Origin of the sequence: Azospirillum sp. TSO35-2 (assembly GCF_003116095.1) — a bacterium.
Lineage (GTDB): Bacteria > Pseudomonadota > Alphaproteobacteria > Azospirillales > Azospirillaceae > Azospirillum.
In genome coordinates this window covers 2,262,604-2,277,955 of record NZ_LGRA01000021.1, presented here as the reverse complement: position 1 = coordinate 2,277,955, position 15,352 = coordinate 2,262,604, and the positions used below count along the sequence as shown (strand labels likewise).

Sequence of the window (15,352 nt, the reverse complement as noted above, 5' to 3'; positions counted from 1 at the left end):
GGGCCCCATGAGCGACCGTTTGAAGACGGATCATTTGACCAAGGACGACGTGGCGCGGCTGCTGGCCGACCCGTCGCCGAGCAGCCGGACCGATCTGGCCGCGAAGGTCGCGCACCAGTTCGACAGCCCTGAGCTGTCGCTGGCGGAGCACAAGCTGGCGGAAGACATCATCCGCGTGATGGTGAACGACACCGTGCTGCGCGTCCGCCAGACTCTGGCCGAGAATCTGAAGGCCAGCCCGTCGCTGCCGCGCGACGTCGCGCTGACGCTGGCCCGCGACGTGGAGGCGGTGGCGATTCCCGTCCTCAGCGTCTCCACCGTGCTGACCCCGGCCGATCTGGTCGAGATCGTGCGCTCGGGCGCGGAGGCGAAGAGCACCGCCATCGCCCAGCGTCCGACGGTGCCGGCCGCCGTCGCCGAGGCGCTGATCGAAAGCGGATCGGAACGGGCGGTCGCGGCGCTGGTCGCCAACGAAGGGGCGGAGCTGGGCGAGCAGAGCCTGGGCCGCGTCATCGACCGGTTCGGCGCCAGCGAAGCGGTGCAGGATCCGCTGGTCCACCGGTCCCGGCTGCCGATCACCATCGCCGAACGGCTGGTCGCCGTGGTGTCGGAAAAGCTGCGCCAGCATCTGGTGTCCCACCACGAGCTGCCGTCGAAGATCGCGTCGGAACTGATCCTGCAAAGCCGCGAGCGGGCCACCGTCGCCCTGTTCACCGGCGAAAACGACGAGGTCGCGCTCGACCGGCTGGTCGCGCAGCTCGCCCGCACCGGGCGGCTGACGCCGTCCTTGCTGGTGCGCTCGCTGTGCACCGGCGACATCGCCTTCTTCGAGACGGCGATGTCGCGGATGGCCAACGTGCCGATGACCAACGCCCGGCTCTTGATCCACGATGCCGGCCGCCTGGGGCTGAAGTCGCTGTACGACAAGGCGAAGCTGCCGCCGGCCCTGCTGCCGGCCTGCCGCATCGCCATCGACGTGCTGAAGGAGACGCCGTACGACGGCGAACCCGGCGACCGTGAGCGCCACCGCCGCCGCGTCATCGAGCGCATCCTGACCCAGTACGAGGATCTGGCGCCGGAGGATCTGGAGTTCCTGCTGTCCAAGCTGGGCGACATGATGCAGCCGGAAAACGCCACGGCGTGACCGACCGCACCGCTTTCACCAACCCGTACGAGGCCGTGCGCCGGCTGGAAGCGCGGATATCGGAGCTGGAAGCCGCCCTGCGCCAGGCCGAGGCGCGGGCGGCCGAGGTGCGGTTCCGCTCCCTGGTGCGCACGGCGGCCAGCATCATCCTGGTGCTGGGCGACGATGGCCGCGTGCAGGAGGCCAACCGCGAGGCCGAACGCGCCTTCGGCCTGGGCGGCGGCACCGCCATCGGCCGCCCCTGGACCGAGGTGGTGGGGGAGCGGCCGACCAGCGCCTTCGCCGCCCAGCTCGCCATCGCCGCCGAAGGCACCGAGGTCCGCAACTTCGAACAGGTGCTGCACGAACGCGACGGCAAGAGCGAACGCGTGCTGTTGTGGAACCTGAACCGCCTGCCGCCGGAGGACGGGGTGACGCCCGGCATCCTCTGCGTCGGCCAGGACATCACCCGGCGCAAGCGGGCCGAGCTGGCGGTGCGGCAGGCGCGCGACGAGCTGGAAATGCGCGTCGCCGAGCGCACCCGCGCCCTGATGCAGGAAGTCCAGGAACGCCGCCGCGCCGAACAGGCGCTGACCCAGGCCAAGGAACAGGCGGAACTGGCCAACCGGGCGAAGAGCGAGTTCCTGGCCAACATGAGCCATGAGCTGCGCACGCCGCTGAACGCCATCATCGGCTTTTCCTCGATGATGGAAAGCGAGATCGTCGGGCCGCTCGGCCATCCCAAATACCTCGACTACGCCCGGGTGATCGGCAAGTCGAGCCAGCATCTGCTGGCGGTCATCAGCGATATCCTGGATGTCGCCAAGATCGAGGCGGGCAAGCTGGAGCTTCACCCGCAGCCGATCGACGTGCGCGACGCGGTGGAAAGCGCGCTGCTGCTGATCGCCGAGCGGGCGGAGGAGGGCGGGCTGTCCCTGATGCAGGACGTTGCGGCCGGGACGCCGCGCCTGCTGGGCGACCCGGTGCGGGTGAAGCAGATTCTGCTGAACCTGCTGTCCAACGCCGTCAAGTTCACGCCGGCCGGCGGTGCCGTGACCCTGCGGGTGCGTCCGGAATCCGGGCGCATCCTGATCGAAGTGGTCGACACCGGCATCGGCATGAGCGCGGAGGGAATCGCCATCGCCCTGCAGCCGTTCGGCCAGGTCGACAGCCAGCTGTCGCGTCGCGCCGGCGGCACCGGGCTGGGCCTGCCGCTGGTGCGCTCCTTCGTCGACCTGCTGGACGGCACGCTCGACATCCGCAGTCGCGAAGGCGAGGGCACCACGGTCAGCGTGCGGCTGCCGGTGGCCCCAACCTATGACGGGGAATAAATTGAGAATTGAATGTCTGTGATGCAGCGCTCAGTTGCGCCTGCCGTGGGCCGGCGTGACACGCCGTTGTCGGCCGCGCCCCTTTCGACCGCGATGGTGTTCGGGATTTCCGGGGTCGATCCGTTGGAATGGGACGCCTGCGCCGCCGGCAAGGGGCCGTTTGTCCGTCATGCCTATCTGAGCGCGGCGGAAGACAGCGGGTTGGCGGGGCCGGACAATGGCTGGCGCCCGGCTCACCTGATCGTGCGGGATGCGTCGGGTCGGCTGGTCGGGGCCGCCCCCCTCTATCTGCGGGACCGTTCCACGGACGAATTCTGGCCCGACCAGGCCTGGATCGACGCCTTCCAGGCCGCTGGCGGACGCTATTTCCCGAAGCTGGTTATGGAAATTCCTTGCACGCCGGTGACCGGAGCGCGGATCCTGCTGCGGGAGGGTGCTCCGTCCGGCGTGGCCGATGCGATGATCGGCGTTCTGCACGCGCAGGCCCACAAGCACGGGCTGTCGTCCATCCATGCGAGCTTCCCGGATGAAACGGATCGTGCCCGGTTCGAGGCGGCGGGATGGCTGACCCGCCACGCGGTCGATTATGAATGGCGGAACGAGGGATACCGCGACTTCGCCGATTTCACCGCCGCCCTGACGAGCCACCGGCGCGGCACGCTGCTGTGGGAACGCCGGAAGGTCATCGCAAGCGGGGTGAAGTTCCGCGACGTGCCGGGCAGCCGGGTGGCGGAGGCCGACGTGGTGGTTTTCCTCGATTTGCTGGACGATCTTCATGTCCGCCGGGGGAGGCGTCAGGCGCTGACCGTGGATTTCGTCCTGCGGCTCTGCGCGGCCTTCGGCGACGCCGTGACGCTGACCTTCGCCGAAGCCGGCGGCATCGCGATCGGTGCCCTGCTGACGGTGGAAAGTGACGGGTGCCTCTATGTCCGCAATTGGGGGGCGAGGGAGGACACGCGGCTGGTTCATTTCGAAACCTGCTATCACCGCACCATTGAACGGGCGATTGCCCATGGCCTGGGCCGGGTGAACGGCGGGCGCGGCGGGGCGCACAAGCTGGCGCGCGGATTCCTGCCGAAGCTGGCCCATGCCTGCCACTGGTTCCTGCACACCAACATGCGTCATGCGGTGGCCGAAGGGTTGGAGCGGTACAACGCGCAGGTTCTTGCGACCTTCGCCGAGGAGAAGGCCCGCCAGCCTTTCCGGCAGCCGGACCGGCGATAGCCGCTTGCGCAAGGCCACGGGCCACGCCACCTTGCCTCCTTGAATAGACGACAGGCGGGGTGGGGCATGGCGACGAGCCGGGACGATCTGAAGACGCGCATCGGGCAGGCGCTGGGCGAGACGAAGGCCGATCTGGTCATCAAGAACACCCGCTTCCTCAACGTCGTGACCGGTGAGATCGCGGCGGGCGACATTGCCGTCTGCGGCGGCGTCATCGTCGGCACCTATGAATCCTACGACGGGGTGGAGGAGATCGACGGGCGCGGCCTGACCGTGGTGCCCGGCTTCATCGACACCCACGTCCACTGCGAATCGACCTGCGTCACCCCGCAGGAGTTCGACCGCTGCGTCCTGCCGCGCGGCACCACCACCGCCATCTGCGACCCGCACGAGATCTGCAACGTGCTGGGCGAGGAGGGCTTGCGCTACTTCCTCGACAGCGCCGCCGGGACGGCGCTCGACCTGTTCGTGCAGCTGTCCTCCTGCGTGCCGGCGACGGAGCTGGAAACCTCGGGCGCGCGGCTGGAGGCGCCGGACCTGATCCGCCACAAGGACCACCCCCGCGTCATCGGGCTGGCCGAGTTCATGAACTTCCCCGGCGTGTTCCACAAGGTCGACGGGGTTCTGGACAAGCTCGCCGCCTTTGACGGCCGCCACATCGACGGCCACGCCCCGCTGGTGTCGGGGAAGGAGTTGAACGCCTATCTGTCCTGCGGCATCCGCAACTGCCACGAAACCACCAGCGCCGCCGAGGCGATGGAGAAGCTGCGCAAGGGCATGCAGGTGCTGATCCGCGACGGGTCGGTGTCGAAGGACGTGCACGCGCTGGCCCAGGTGATCCAGCCGGAAACCTCGCCGTTCCTCGGCTTCTGCACCGATGACCGCAACCCGCTGGACATTGCCGAGGAAGGCCACATGGATCACCTGATCCGCAGCGCCATCCGCCTTGGCGCGCCGGTCGCCCATGTCTACCGCGCCGCCACCTGGTCGGCGGCGCGCGGCTTCCGCCTGTACGACCGCGGCCTGGTGGCGCCGGGGCATCGCGCCGACCTCGTCCTGCTCGACGATCTGGAGGATTGCGCGGTCAACCGGGTGATCCGCAACGGCAAGCTCGTCGGCGCCGACAGCTTCGAAGGCCGCCCGGCGGTGACACCGGTCGGGCTCGATTCGGTCAAGCTCGACCCGGTGACGGAGGCCGACTTCGCGGTGCCGGCCGGCGGCTCGGTCCAGTCGGTGATCGGGCTGGAGCCGGGGAAGATCCTCACCGAACACCGGCGGGTCGAGGTGCCGGTGGTTGGCGGCCGGATGGTGGCCGACACCGCCCGCGACCTGCTGAAGATCTGCGTCTTCGCCCGCCACGGCAGCAACCGCAACGTCGGCCGCGGCTTCGTCCAGGGCTTCGGCTTCGCCGAGGGGGCGCTGGCCTCGTCGGTCGGGCACGACAGCCACAACATCTGCGTCGTCGGGGCGAGCGACGCCGACATGGCCATCGCGGTGAACCGGTTGATCGAGCTGCAGGGCGGCTTCGTCGCCGTGCGCAACGGCCGGGTGGTCGGCGAACTGGCCCTGCCGCTGGCCGGCCTGATGAGCCTGGAGCCGTTCGAGACGGTGGAGGGCAAGCTGCGGACCCTGCGCGCCGCCGTCCGCGCCATGGGCTGCCCGTTGGCCGAACCCTTCCTGCAACTGGCCTTCCTGCCGTTGCCGGTCATCCCGCACCTGAAGATCACCGACCGCGGCATGGTCGACGTCGACCGCTTCGAGCTGATTGCCGCCTGATTGATCGAAGAGGCTAATAAAGCGGCAGGAGGCTAGGGATTGGGCGGCCGCAGGCGTCCTCTGCCGCCTTGGGCGGCAGGAAATGCCCTGGGCGTGGCCGGTGGCACGGGCTTTGCCAAGTTGGCGTGGTGTTTGACGTCGGCTACCGAGCGAAACCGATCCCGCCATGACCCATCTGGCACCGGTGATCCACCAATCGCACTCTCTGCTGCCGGTCCGGCCGCCGGAAACCGTGTCGATGCGGACGCGGGACGGGGTGCGGCTGGACGCCGATCTCTATCGGCCCGACGCCGCCGGGACGTGGCCGGTGCTGCTGCTGCGGGTGGCCTGCGGCCGGCGCACCGCGTTGACCAGCCATTACGCGCACCCGCGCTGGTACGCCGCGCGCGGCTATGTCGTCGTGGTGCAGGACGTCCGCGGCTGCGGCACCTCCGACGGCCGTTTCCGCCCCTTCGAGGCGGAGCGGGAGGACGGGGCCGACGCCGTCGCCTGGGCGGCCTCGTTGCCCGGATCGTCGGGCGCGGTGGCGATGTACGGCTGCGGCTATGCCGGGATGGCGCAATGGCTGGCGCTGGCCGAGGCGCCGCCGGCCCTGCGCGCGGTGGCGCCGGCCTTCGCCGGCTGGGACGTGTTCTCCGACTGGGCCTATGAGGGCGGCGCCTTCCGGCTGGCCGACGCGATGGGCTGGGCGCTGCGCACCGCCGCCGACGCCGCCCGCCGGGTGGAGGACGGCACCGGCCACCGGCTGCTGTCCGACGCGGCGCGGCACCTGCCGACCGACGACGAGATCCCGTCGCGACCGCAGGCGCTGCGCGACTACGCCCGCTACACCCACTACGACGACTGGCTGACCAACCCGGTGCCCGGCGCCGCCTGGAACGCGGTGTCGCCCAAGGCGATGCTGGCCGCGCTGCCGGCGGAGGTCGCCGTGCTGCAGCTCGGCGGCTGGTACGACCCGCGGCTGGCCGGCACGCTGGACGCCCACGACGCGCTGGCGGCGCGCGGACGGGCGCCGGTGCGGCTGGTGGTCGGCCCCTGGACCGCCGACGGCCCGGCCGCCGCGCCCGACGAGGCGCCGACGCTCGACGCGCTGCAACTGGCGTGGTTCGAGCGGGTGATGAAGGGCGAGGGCAGCGCCGCCGACCGCGGTGGGCCGGTGCGCCTGCACGATGTGGAAACCGGGCGCTGGCACGACCTGCCCGCCGTCCTGCCGGCCGACGCGGCGCTGCATCTGGGCAGCGAGGGGCTGGCCAACCGCCAGGGCGGACGGCTGGCGGTGGAAACGCCCGATCTGGCTGGGCTCGACGTGGTGGTGCACGACCCACGCGGGCCGGTGCCGACCGTCGGCGGGCATGCGGTGCCGTCGGCGGCCGGCCGGTTCGACCGCGCCGCCGTCGACCGCCGTCCCGACGTCGCCGTCTACACCAGCGTCGCGCTGGAGCAGCCGCTGCCGCTCGCCGGCCGGGTGGCGCTGGATTTGTGGGTGGAGGCCGACGCGCCGTCCTTCGACGTCAGCGCGGTGCTGTCGGTGGTGCGCCCCGACGGCCGCGTGCTGCCGCTGACCCAGGGCCACGCGCGGGTCGAGCCGGGCGACCCGACCCGGCCGCTGACCATCGCCATGCGGGCGGTCTGCGCCACGCTGGCGCCGGGATCGGCGCTGCGCCTCAGCCTCGCCGGGTCCTGCTTCCCGGCCTACCCGGTCAATCCGGGCACCGGCGCCGAGCCGGGGGAAACCCGGCGGGTCGACGCGCTGCCGATCACGCTGCTGATCCACAGCGGCCCGGAACGGCCGTCGCGCCTGCGGTTGCCGGCCGGTGCCGGTCAGGGCGCGTCGACGTCGCTGTCCGGGGCGGCGGAGACGTCGACATCGGCCGGGTCCTTCGCCGCCGCGGTCAGGCAGACGTCCAGGCTCTGAGACAGCAGGCGCATCATCAGGTCGCGGAACGGCGTCTTGTCGCCCACCGACCAGGCGCGCTCCACCAGGTCGAGGTAGAGCCCGCGGTCCTCAGCCGGCACCACCACCGGCGGGTAACCGGCGCGGTTCAGGATCAGGTTGCACAGCAGCAGCGCCGTCGTCCGATTGCCGACGTGGAAAGGGCGGATGGCGCTCAGCCGGTGGTGCGCCTCGAACGCGGTGTCGGGGGCGGCATCGGCCTTGCGCATCCAGGTCGACAGCGCCGACATCGACACGCGCAGCTTCGCCGGGTCGGGCGCCGTCCCGGCGGAGGCGTCGGCGGGATCGTCCTTCGGCGGGCCGTCGCGGTACTTGCCGGCGTCGTCGGCGATGCCGCGGTAGAGCACGCTGTGGAAGGCGGCGACCGTCCGTTCCGTCACCGCGCCGGTGGGATCGAAGGACAGGCGCGCCATCAGCTCCAGCGCGCTGCGGTGGTTCAGGATGAAGCGCTGTTCCTCCACCGCACGGTGGCGCAGGATGGTCCCGCGCTCCAGCACCGCCTTGACGTCCGCCCGCTTGACCGGCACCTCCTCCAGCGCTGCAGCGGCGACGGTCAGCTCCAGGTCGAACCAGTCGGCGATGCCGTGGACGACCTCCTGCGGCAGCGGCCGTGCGCTGTCGAGCGCCCGTTTCTTCTCCACGATGTCGTCGAGCAGGGCCATCGGTCACTCTATCGGAAAGGGCGGAAAAGGAATGGGGCTACCCCTGCGGGGATTTGCCGCTTGGACGGCCACGGTTGCCGGTTTTAGGATCCCTGTCAAGATGTCCACAACCCTGTCATGGCCGGCCGCAACCCCTTGGAAAAACGGGGACGCGCGGGGGAGATCGCTGCGATGACCTACGTCGTCTGGGACCAGTCCATGAGTGTCGGCGTCCCCATGCTCGACGACGAGCACCGGCGCCTCCTCGATCTGTTCAACGGCCTGCTGGAAAGCGGCATCACCCCGGCCAACCGCGAGGAGCTGTCGAGCCTGCTCGCCAGCCTGCGTGACTACGTCGCCGTCCATTTCGCCCGCGAGGAGTCGATGATGGAGCGCTGCGGCTATCCGGACCTGGACAGCCACCTCGCCGCCCACCGCTATTTCGCCGACGAGGTGGAGAAGCTGACCCGGGCCTTCGACGGCGACAACACCACGATGCTGCGGGTCGATCTGATCCTGCTGCTGAAGGACTGGTTCGTCGAACACATCCAGCAGACGGACAGCCAGTACAAGCCCTACGTGGCGAAGGCGTAGGGGGCCTACTGCTTCGCGGCGGCCTTCTGTTCGGGCAGGCCGCTGTCCAGCTTGGCCTGGATCGCCGCCTTGTTGGTGTCGTCATCGGCGTTGCGCAGCGCGCGCGTCCATTGGAAGCGGGCTTCGATGCGGCGGCCGACCCGCCAATAGGCGTCGCCGAGATGGTCATTGATCGTCGGATCGCCCGGCTTCAGCTCCACCGCCCGTTCCAGCCGGGTGACCGCCCCGCCGAAATCGCCCAGCATGTAGAGCGCCCAGCCCAGGCTGTCGACGATGTAACCGTCGCGCGGACGCAACTCGACCGCCCGCTCGATCATTCCCTTGGCCTTGTCCAGCTGCTCGCCGCGGTCGATCCAGCTGTAGCCGAGGAAGTTCAGCAGGGTCGCCTCGTTCGGCCGCAGGGCCAGCGCCGCCTTGAGATCGGCCTCGGCTTGCGGCCAGCGCTTGGTCTTCTCGTAGGACATGGCGCGGGCGTACAGCAGCGGCCAATGGCGGTCCTGCGGCATGCCGATGCGCGACAGCGCGGTGGTGTAGGCGTCGACCGCCTCGTCGTAGCGCTTGGCGTAGCGGTAGATGTCGCCCAGCCGGATCACCGCGTCGGTGCGCTCCGGCCGTTCGGCGGCCAGGGCCTTCAGGATTGCGATGGCGTCGTCGTTGCGGTCCATCCGGGCGTAGCTGTCGGCCTCGCGCATGCGGGCGGTCCAGCCCAGCAGCGGGTCGTTCTCCAGCCGCTTGAATTCGGCCAGCGCCTCGTCATGGCGGTCGCGGCTGGCGTTGATGTCACCGATCAGCAGATGGGCGAGCGGCAGTTCGTCGCGCAGGTGCAAGGCGATGCGGCCGAACAGCAGCGCCGGCTCGTCGGCGTTCTCGTGGTGCAGGGCGCTGCCCAGGTCGAACAGCGCCTCCGCCAAGCCGGCGCGGGCGTCGGGGACCGGGCGGGTGTCGACCGGCGCGCGCGCCATCGCATCGAGCGCCGGCTCGACCAGCAGCCCGTCGGGGTTGCCGGCCTGGAAGGTCTCGTACAGTTTGCGCGCCTCGTCCTTGCGGCCGGTGCGCGCCATGAAGTTGCCGACGATCTGCACCACGCGCAGCGGCGCGTCGGTCTCGGTCACCTTGGCGAAGCGGGCCGCCGCCTCGTCGTTGCGCCCGGCGAGGTCGAGGATCAGGCCGGCGTGCAGGTTGTAGAGCGCGGCGAAGCCCTGCGCGGTGGACAGCGGCTCCAGCGCCGTCAGCGCCTCGTCGGTCCTGCCGCGGGCGGCCGCCAGCCAGGCGCGGGTCAGCGGGGTGATGAAACGGCCCAGCCCGTCGGCCGGCAACCGGGCGGCCAGCGCGTCGGCGTCGTCCAGCATGCCCTTCGACAGCGCGTCGGCGGCCAGCAGGGTCAGCGCCATCTGCGGCTCCCCCTGCTCGTCGAGCAGCCGGCCGGCATAGCCCAGCGCGGTGGCGATCTGCCCCTCGCCCAGCCGCAGCAGGAAGGTGCGGCGCAGCAGGGACTTGTCGTCGGGGTCGGCGGCCAGCGCCTGCGCGGTGTAGCGCGCGGCGGCGGTCCAGTCGTCCTGGTGCTGGGCGTAGCGGCCGGCCAGATAGCTGCCGGTCGCGGAGCCGCCGTCGTCCGGTCTGGTGGCGTCCGACTTCGCGCTGTCCTCCGGCGGTCCGGCGGCGACGGCCGGCGCCAGGACGACGCCGGTCATCAGAGCCGCCAGGGAAATGGACAGAAGCCGGCTTCGGACGCTCGTCATGCTCTGGTCACCTCGTGTACCCATGGGCCTATCCCACCATCTTCCGCAGGGCGCGGGCAAGACATTCCGCGCGCCGTTCCCCTTCTCCCCATGGCGGAGGCCCATGGCGGAGAGACCGGCCGTCAGGCCCAGTCGCGCCGCACCTGCCCGATCCGCTCGGCGCGCAGGATGTCGGCGGCGTGGGCGTCCATGTGGGCGCGCAGCGGCTCGGGCATGCCCGGCGACAGCGCCGCCCCCTCCACCGCCCAGCGGGCCATCCAGGACAGGGTGCGCAGCCAGGTCAGCCGGCGCAGCGGCCTCAGCCATGGCTGCACCTCGCCGGCCAGATCGCCCGGCACCGCCAGCGCCCAGGCGTCGAGGAAGGTGGCGACGTCGGCCGGCGCCAGCACGGCGTTCACCGCCGGGTCCCATTTGGTGGAGGTGTAGAGGCTGGCGTGGGCCAGATCGCTGGCCGGGTGGCCGTATTGCAGCTTTTCCAGGTCGGTGAACCACGCCTTGCCGTGGCCGTCGATCAGGAAATTGCCGGGATGGACGTCCACCCCCACCGCGGTCAACGGCATCGGCGTGTCCGGCGGCGGGTTCAGGTCGCCGGCGCGGGCGGCGTCCAGCTCCGCGGCGATCAGGGCGCGGGCGTCCGCCGTCAGGACGGCATGGTCGAACCACTCGGCCTGCCGTTCGACCTGGGCCAGCAGGGCGGCGACCGGGTCGGGCGGGGCGGGCAGCGGCTCGTAGAAATCCGGCGGCGCCATGCGGTGCAGCGCCGCCAGGGCCCGTGCGATGGCCGGCATGTCGTCGGGCAGGCGGGGAGCGCGCCCCTCGACCTCGCCCACCAGCAGGGCGCCCAGTGGCAGCCCGTCGCCCGGCGGCAGCAGGCCGGCGAAGCGCGGGGTGTGGCCCGACGGCTCCGCCCGCTGAAAGGCGGCGGCCTGCCGTTCCAGCGCCGTCCAGGGGGCGAGGCCGAGCTGGCTCCAGCGCGGGATGCGGGCGACCAGACGGCGGCCGCGCAGCCGCACATGGTCGTGGGCGACGCCCTTCAGCGGCATCGGCTCCAGCGCGTCGGCGGGCAGGTCGGACAGGCGCGGCAGCCGGGTCAGGGCGGCGTGTAGCGCCGCCGCCGAGAAGCCGCTCACGTCGGTTCCCGTCACGCCAGGTGCTCGCGCAGGCGGGGCATCAGCTCCACCAGGTTGCAGGGGCGGTGGCGGTTGTCGAGCTGCCAGACCAGAATGTCGTCCCAGGCGTCGCGGCAGGCGCTGGGCGAACCGGGCAGGGCGAAGAGGTAGGTGCCGTTGGCGACGCCGCCGGTCGCCCGGCTCTGGATGGTCGAGGTGCCGACCTTGGCGTAGCTGAGATAGCGGAACAGCTCGCCGAAGCCGGGGATCGCCTTTTCATACAGCGCCTCGACCGCTTCCGGCGTCACGTCGCGGCCGGTGACGCCGGTGCCGCCGGTGGTCAGCACCACGTCGACCTCGGGGTCGGCGATGAAGGCCTGGACCTGGGCGCGGATCGCGGCGACGTCGTCCTTCACGATGCAGCGGGCGGCGACGCGGTGGCCCGCCGCGGCGATCCGTTCGGCCAGCGCGTCGCCGGACCGGTCGTCGGCCGCGGTCCGGGTGTCGGACACCGTGACCACCGCGATGTTGACGGCAAGGAAGGGGCGGTTTTCGTCGATCTTCGGCATGGCGGCGGGTGCATCCTCGTGTCCGGCCCGGTCTGGGCGGGCCTGTCGTGTCGGGCGTTCCGGCGGAACCGGCGCCCGTCACGGGACACCGGCGGTCACGGTATCGGCATCGCCTCGTCCCGCTCCGCCACCGTCGGGTCGGGCTTTTCGGCCACCGCCGTCTCCGTGGTGGCCGCTTCCCTGGCCGGTGTTTCCAGCACGGGCGCGGCCGGGATCGGCACGGGCTTGACCGCCGGCGACGCGTCCGGCCGGGTCGCGACCTGCGTCGCCCGGTTGTCCACCGGCGCGTAGGCCGGCCACTTTCCGTCGGCGACGGCGTCGAGCGAGGCGGTCTCCTGGCCCAGCCGAAGCCGGTAGATCCAGAAGTTCGCCATCACCTTCTCCACATAGTCCCGCGTCTCGCCGAAGGGAAGGCTTTCGATGAACAGCAGCGGGTCGGTGATGTCGCTCAGCTCGCGCCGCCAGCGCGCCAGGGTGCCCGGTCCGGCGTTGTAGGCGGCGGCGGCCAGGAACAGGTTGCCGTTGATGTCCGGCATGCCCAGCAGCTCCGACAGGTAGCGCTGGCCCAGCTCCATGTTGCGGGCCGGGTCGAACAGTGCGTCGCGGTCGGCGTCGTCGCGGCCGATGTCGGCGTTGCGCTCCTTCACATGCTGGGCGGTGCTGGGCAGGATCTGCATCAGCCCGGTCGCCCCGGCGGAGCTGACCAGCCGCGGGTCGAAGCGCGATTCCTGGCGCATCACCGCGAAGACCAGCGCGCGGTCGACCGCGAAGCCGTCGCGCGGCGACCAGGAGGGCAGCGGGTAGAGCGCCGCGGCGTAGGGCGCGCCGTCCGGCCCGGCCACGGCGTTGCCCAGCCGCAGCGACAGGGTCGGCATCCCGGTGCGGTCGGCCAGCGCCACCAGCGCCTGCTCGACCAGCGGGTCGCCCTGGGGATGGATGCGTTGCAGCTCCAGCCCGGCCAATTCGCGCTGCCCGGCCTGGATCAGCGCGATGGCGCGGGCCCCGGCCGGCTTGGCCGCCAGCGCCGCCAGCGACCGTCCGCTGAGGTCCGGCGCCTGCCAGCGCACGTCGCCGACGCTGCCCAGCGTGCGCAGGGCGATCAGGCCATAGAAGGTGTGCGGATAGCGGGCGGCGGCGGTCAGATGCTCCGTCGCCTCGCGGGACTTGCCCTTGCGGGCGAGGGCGCGGGCCGCCCAGTAGTCGGCCGCCGCCGCCTTCCAGGGCGACCGCGGGCCGGCGGCGGCCATGCCTTCGAAATGGCGGGCGGCGCGGTCGATCTGGTTCAGCCGCCACGCCGCCAGCCCGGCGATCCAGTGCGCGTCCGGCAGCGCGTCGCCGGAGCGGGCGGCGCTGGCCGAGGCGAGCGCCAGCGCCTGCGTCGCCTCCCCGGAGTAATAGAGCGAGGTGGCGATGCGGGCGCGGGCGGCGTCGTACTGCACGCTGTCGAGCTTGCCGCCGAACTCGTCCTGGCCCAGCAGGCTCAGCGCGTGGCTGGAGCGGCCGCCGCGCAGCAACTCGTCGACCCGTGCAACGGCGGCGCGGTCGCCGCGGGCGCGGGACACGGTGCGGCTGCGCGGCGCGACGGTGACGTTGTCGTTCCCCTCGGCGCCATCCGCCTCGGCGTTGGCCTCCTTGGCCGGGATGGTGCGCAGGCCGCCCAGTTCCTCCAGCGAGCCGACGAGACGCACCCGCTCCTCCCCCCGCGGCGGCTTCGGCGCGCGTTGCCCGGCGGGCTGGCGCTTCTGGGCGAGGTTGTGGACGCGCTCCGCCCCGGCGAGGTCGCCGTAGTCCTGCATCCAGCGCGCCAGTTCGTCGTAGCTCGCCCGGCGGTCGGGATGGAGGTAGCGCTGGCGCAGCACGTAGCCGATCAGCCGGCGGTCGGTCAGCCGGCCGATCTCGGCGTCGGCGGCGTCCCAGTCGGCCCGCTCCTGCAGCGCGAAGATGCGGCGGTAGCGGTCCGCGTCCTCCTCGGTCAACTGCACGGCGCGGGCGTCGGCGTCGGTGGCGAGCAGCAGCGGCGTATCGGGCCGGGCAGGACCGGGGGGCTGGACGTCGAGCGGGGTGTCGGGTGGGACGGCGGCCGGGGCCGTGGTGTCGGGCGGCGAACCGGAACCGGCGGTGTCCGACCGGGGCGTATCCGGTCCGGCCATGGCTGGTCCGATCCCGTTCGGCCCGATCACGGGCGACAGCGGGGCGTCAGGCACGGAATCCGGGCCGGGCGGGACGACGGCATGACCGTCCGGCGCGTGGATGATGAGGGCGGCGCGGGCGGACCGGAGTCCGATCGAGCCGTCGGATCCCACGGTGAACGCCACCGCGAGACCCAGCACCCCCAGAAGGTTCCGCCGCAGCGGGACCGCATCCGCGGCCCGGTATGCTGCACTGCAAAATATCCGGAGCATGGCAACGGGATACCCCACAGCCGCGGGAACCGCAAGCAATGGATTCGCGCGGTTTGTGTCAGTGCCGGTATTTCCCGAGTGTACACAACGGGTTATCGAGCGTGACAATAAGGCTTTAGCCCATACGGAAGATGCTTTTGGGCTGGGGCCAAGGGCGTTTTCGGTGGCCGGAAGCCGGTGTCATACGAACGATTTCGCCCGTCCTGCAGCGCTGATTTTATGCTTGCGAATACTTGATGCCGTCTTCGCCGATCCTTTGCTGCAAGGCAAGCATATCGCGCCACGCTTCCCGTTTTGCGATGGGGTTCCGCAAGAGGTACGCCGGATGGAGCATCGGCATCAGCGGGATCGGGGTGCCGGTCCCCTCGTAGCTGCGCCATTGGCCGCGCAGGCGGGTGATCCCCTCCGCCCGGTTCAGCAGCGTCTTGGCCGACACGCCGCCCAGCGCCACCAGCAGGCGCGGCCGCACCAGTTCGACATGCCGTTCCAGGAAGGGCAGGCAGGCGGCGATCTCCGCCTGGGTCGGGCTGCGGTTGCCGGGCGGGCGCCAGGGCAGGATGTTGGTGATGTAGACCTTGCCGCGGTCCAGCCCGATCTGCGCCAGCATGCGGTCGAGCAGCTTGCCGCTGACCCCGACGAAGGGCTTGCCCTGCCGGTCCTCGTCCTCGCCCGGCGCCTCGCCGATCAGCATCACCGGGGCCTGCGGGTTGCCGTCGGCGAAGACGGTGTTCATCGCCGTCGCCTTCAGCGGGCAGCCGTCGAAGCCGCGCAGCGCCGCCTCCAGGTCGGCCAGCGTCTGCGCCTCCTTCGCCCGCGCCCGCGCGTGGATGCCGGCCTCGCTGGCGCCCAGCGGCTGGTCGGGGGAGGCGAAGAGCGCCGCCACCGGCCGG

At 71.5% G+C, this 15,352-nt stretch carries 12 protein-coding genes; 6 read left to right on the top strand and 6 right to left on the bottom strand.

Annotation, left to right across the window (positions count from 1 at the left end):
- Positions 1-7 precede the first annotated feature (7 nt).
- From TSO352_RS26380 to TSO352_RS26360, 5 genes are all read left to right on the top strand, one after another.
- A complete protein-coding gene (locus tag TSO352_RS26380; protein WP_109110073.1) occupies positions 8-1,144 on the top strand; it encodes a DUF2336 domain-containing protein in 1,137 nt (378 codons plus the stop codon).
- Positions 1,141-2,454 carry a PAS domain-containing sensor histidine kinase gene (locus TSO352_RS26375; RefSeq protein ID WP_109110072.1) on the top strand — a complete coding sequence of 438 codons (1,314 nt, stop codon included), beginning with the start codon at positions 1,141-1,143 and terminating at the stop codon, positions 2,452-2,454. Before TSO352_RS26380 ends, TSO352_RS26375 begins: the two co-directional genes overlap by 4 nt.
- 66 nt (positions 2,455-2,520) lie before the next feature.
- A complete protein-coding gene (locus tag TSO352_RS26370) occupies positions 2,521-3,678 on the top strand; it encodes a GNAT family N-acetyltransferase (RefSeq protein ID WP_158284633.1) in 1,158 nt (385 codons plus the stop codon).
- Positions 3,679-3,744: 66 nt separating this feature from the next.
- A complete protein-coding gene (gene ade / locus TSO352_RS26365) occupies positions 3,745-5,454 on the top strand; it encodes an adenine deaminase (RefSeq protein ID WP_109110070.1) in 1,710 nt (569 codons plus the stop codon).
- 166 nt (positions 5,455-5,620) lie between these two features.
- Positions 5,621-7,369 carry a CocE/NonD family hydrolase gene (locus TSO352_RS26360; RefSeq protein WP_247872445.1) on the top strand — a complete coding sequence of 583 codons (1,749 nt, stop codon included), beginning with the start codon at positions 5,621-5,623 and terminating at the stop codon, positions 7,367-7,369.
- Here TSO352_RS26360 and TSO352_RS26355 read toward each other — a convergent pair.
- On the bottom strand, positions 7,276-8,070 hold the full coding sequence (locus TSO352_RS26355) for a Fic family protein (protein WP_109110069.1): 795 nt from the start codon (positions 8,068-8,070) through the stop codon (positions 7,276-7,278). The genes TSO352_RS26360 and TSO352_RS26355 overlap by 94 nt on opposite strands.
- A gap of 171 nt (positions 8,071-8,241) precedes the next feature.
- Between TSO352_RS26355 and TSO352_RS26350 the strand changes: the two genes are divergently transcribed.
- Positions 8,242-8,643, top strand: coding sequence for a bacteriohemerythrin (locus TSO352_RS26350; RefSeq protein ID WP_109110068.1), 402 nt, complete (start codon positions 8,242-8,244; stop codon positions 8,641-8,643).
- Positions 8,644-8,648: 5 nt separating this feature from the next.
- Here TSO352_RS26350 and TSO352_RS26345 read toward each other — a convergent pair whose 3' ends face one another.
- The 5 genes from TSO352_RS26345 to TSO352_RS26325 form a co-directional block, all read right to left on the bottom strand.
- On the bottom strand, positions 8,649-10,382 hold the full coding sequence (locus TSO352_RS26345; RefSeq protein ID WP_109110067.1) for a tetratricopeptide repeat protein: 1,734 nt from the start codon (positions 10,380-10,382) through the stop codon (positions 8,649-8,651).
- Between the two features lie 122 nt (positions 10,383-10,504).
- A complete protein-coding gene (locus TSO352_RS26340) occupies positions 10,505-11,527 on the bottom strand; it encodes an aminoglycoside phosphotransferase family protein (protein WP_109110066.1) in 1,023 nt (340 codons plus the stop codon).
- Positions 11,524-12,060, bottom strand: coding sequence for a molybdenum cofactor biosynthesis protein B (moaB, locus tag TSO352_RS26335; RefSeq protein WP_109110065.1), 537 nt, complete (start codon positions 12,058-12,060; stop codon positions 11,524-11,526). Before moaB ends, TSO352_RS26340 begins: the two co-directional genes overlap by 4 nt.
- A gap of 95 nt (positions 12,061-12,155) precedes the next feature.
- Positions 12,156-14,210 (bottom strand): lytic transglycosylase domain-containing protein, encoded by a 2,055-nt coding sequence (locus TSO352_RS26330; protein WP_247872444.1) that lies wholly within the window; start codon positions 14,208-14,210, stop codon positions 12,156-12,158.
- Between the two features lie 469 nt (positions 14,211-14,679).
- Positions 14,680-15,352 (bottom strand): uracil-DNA glycosylase (locus TSO352_RS26325; RefSeq protein ID WP_109110885.1); only part of this gene is annotated, 673 nt, incomplete at its 5' end.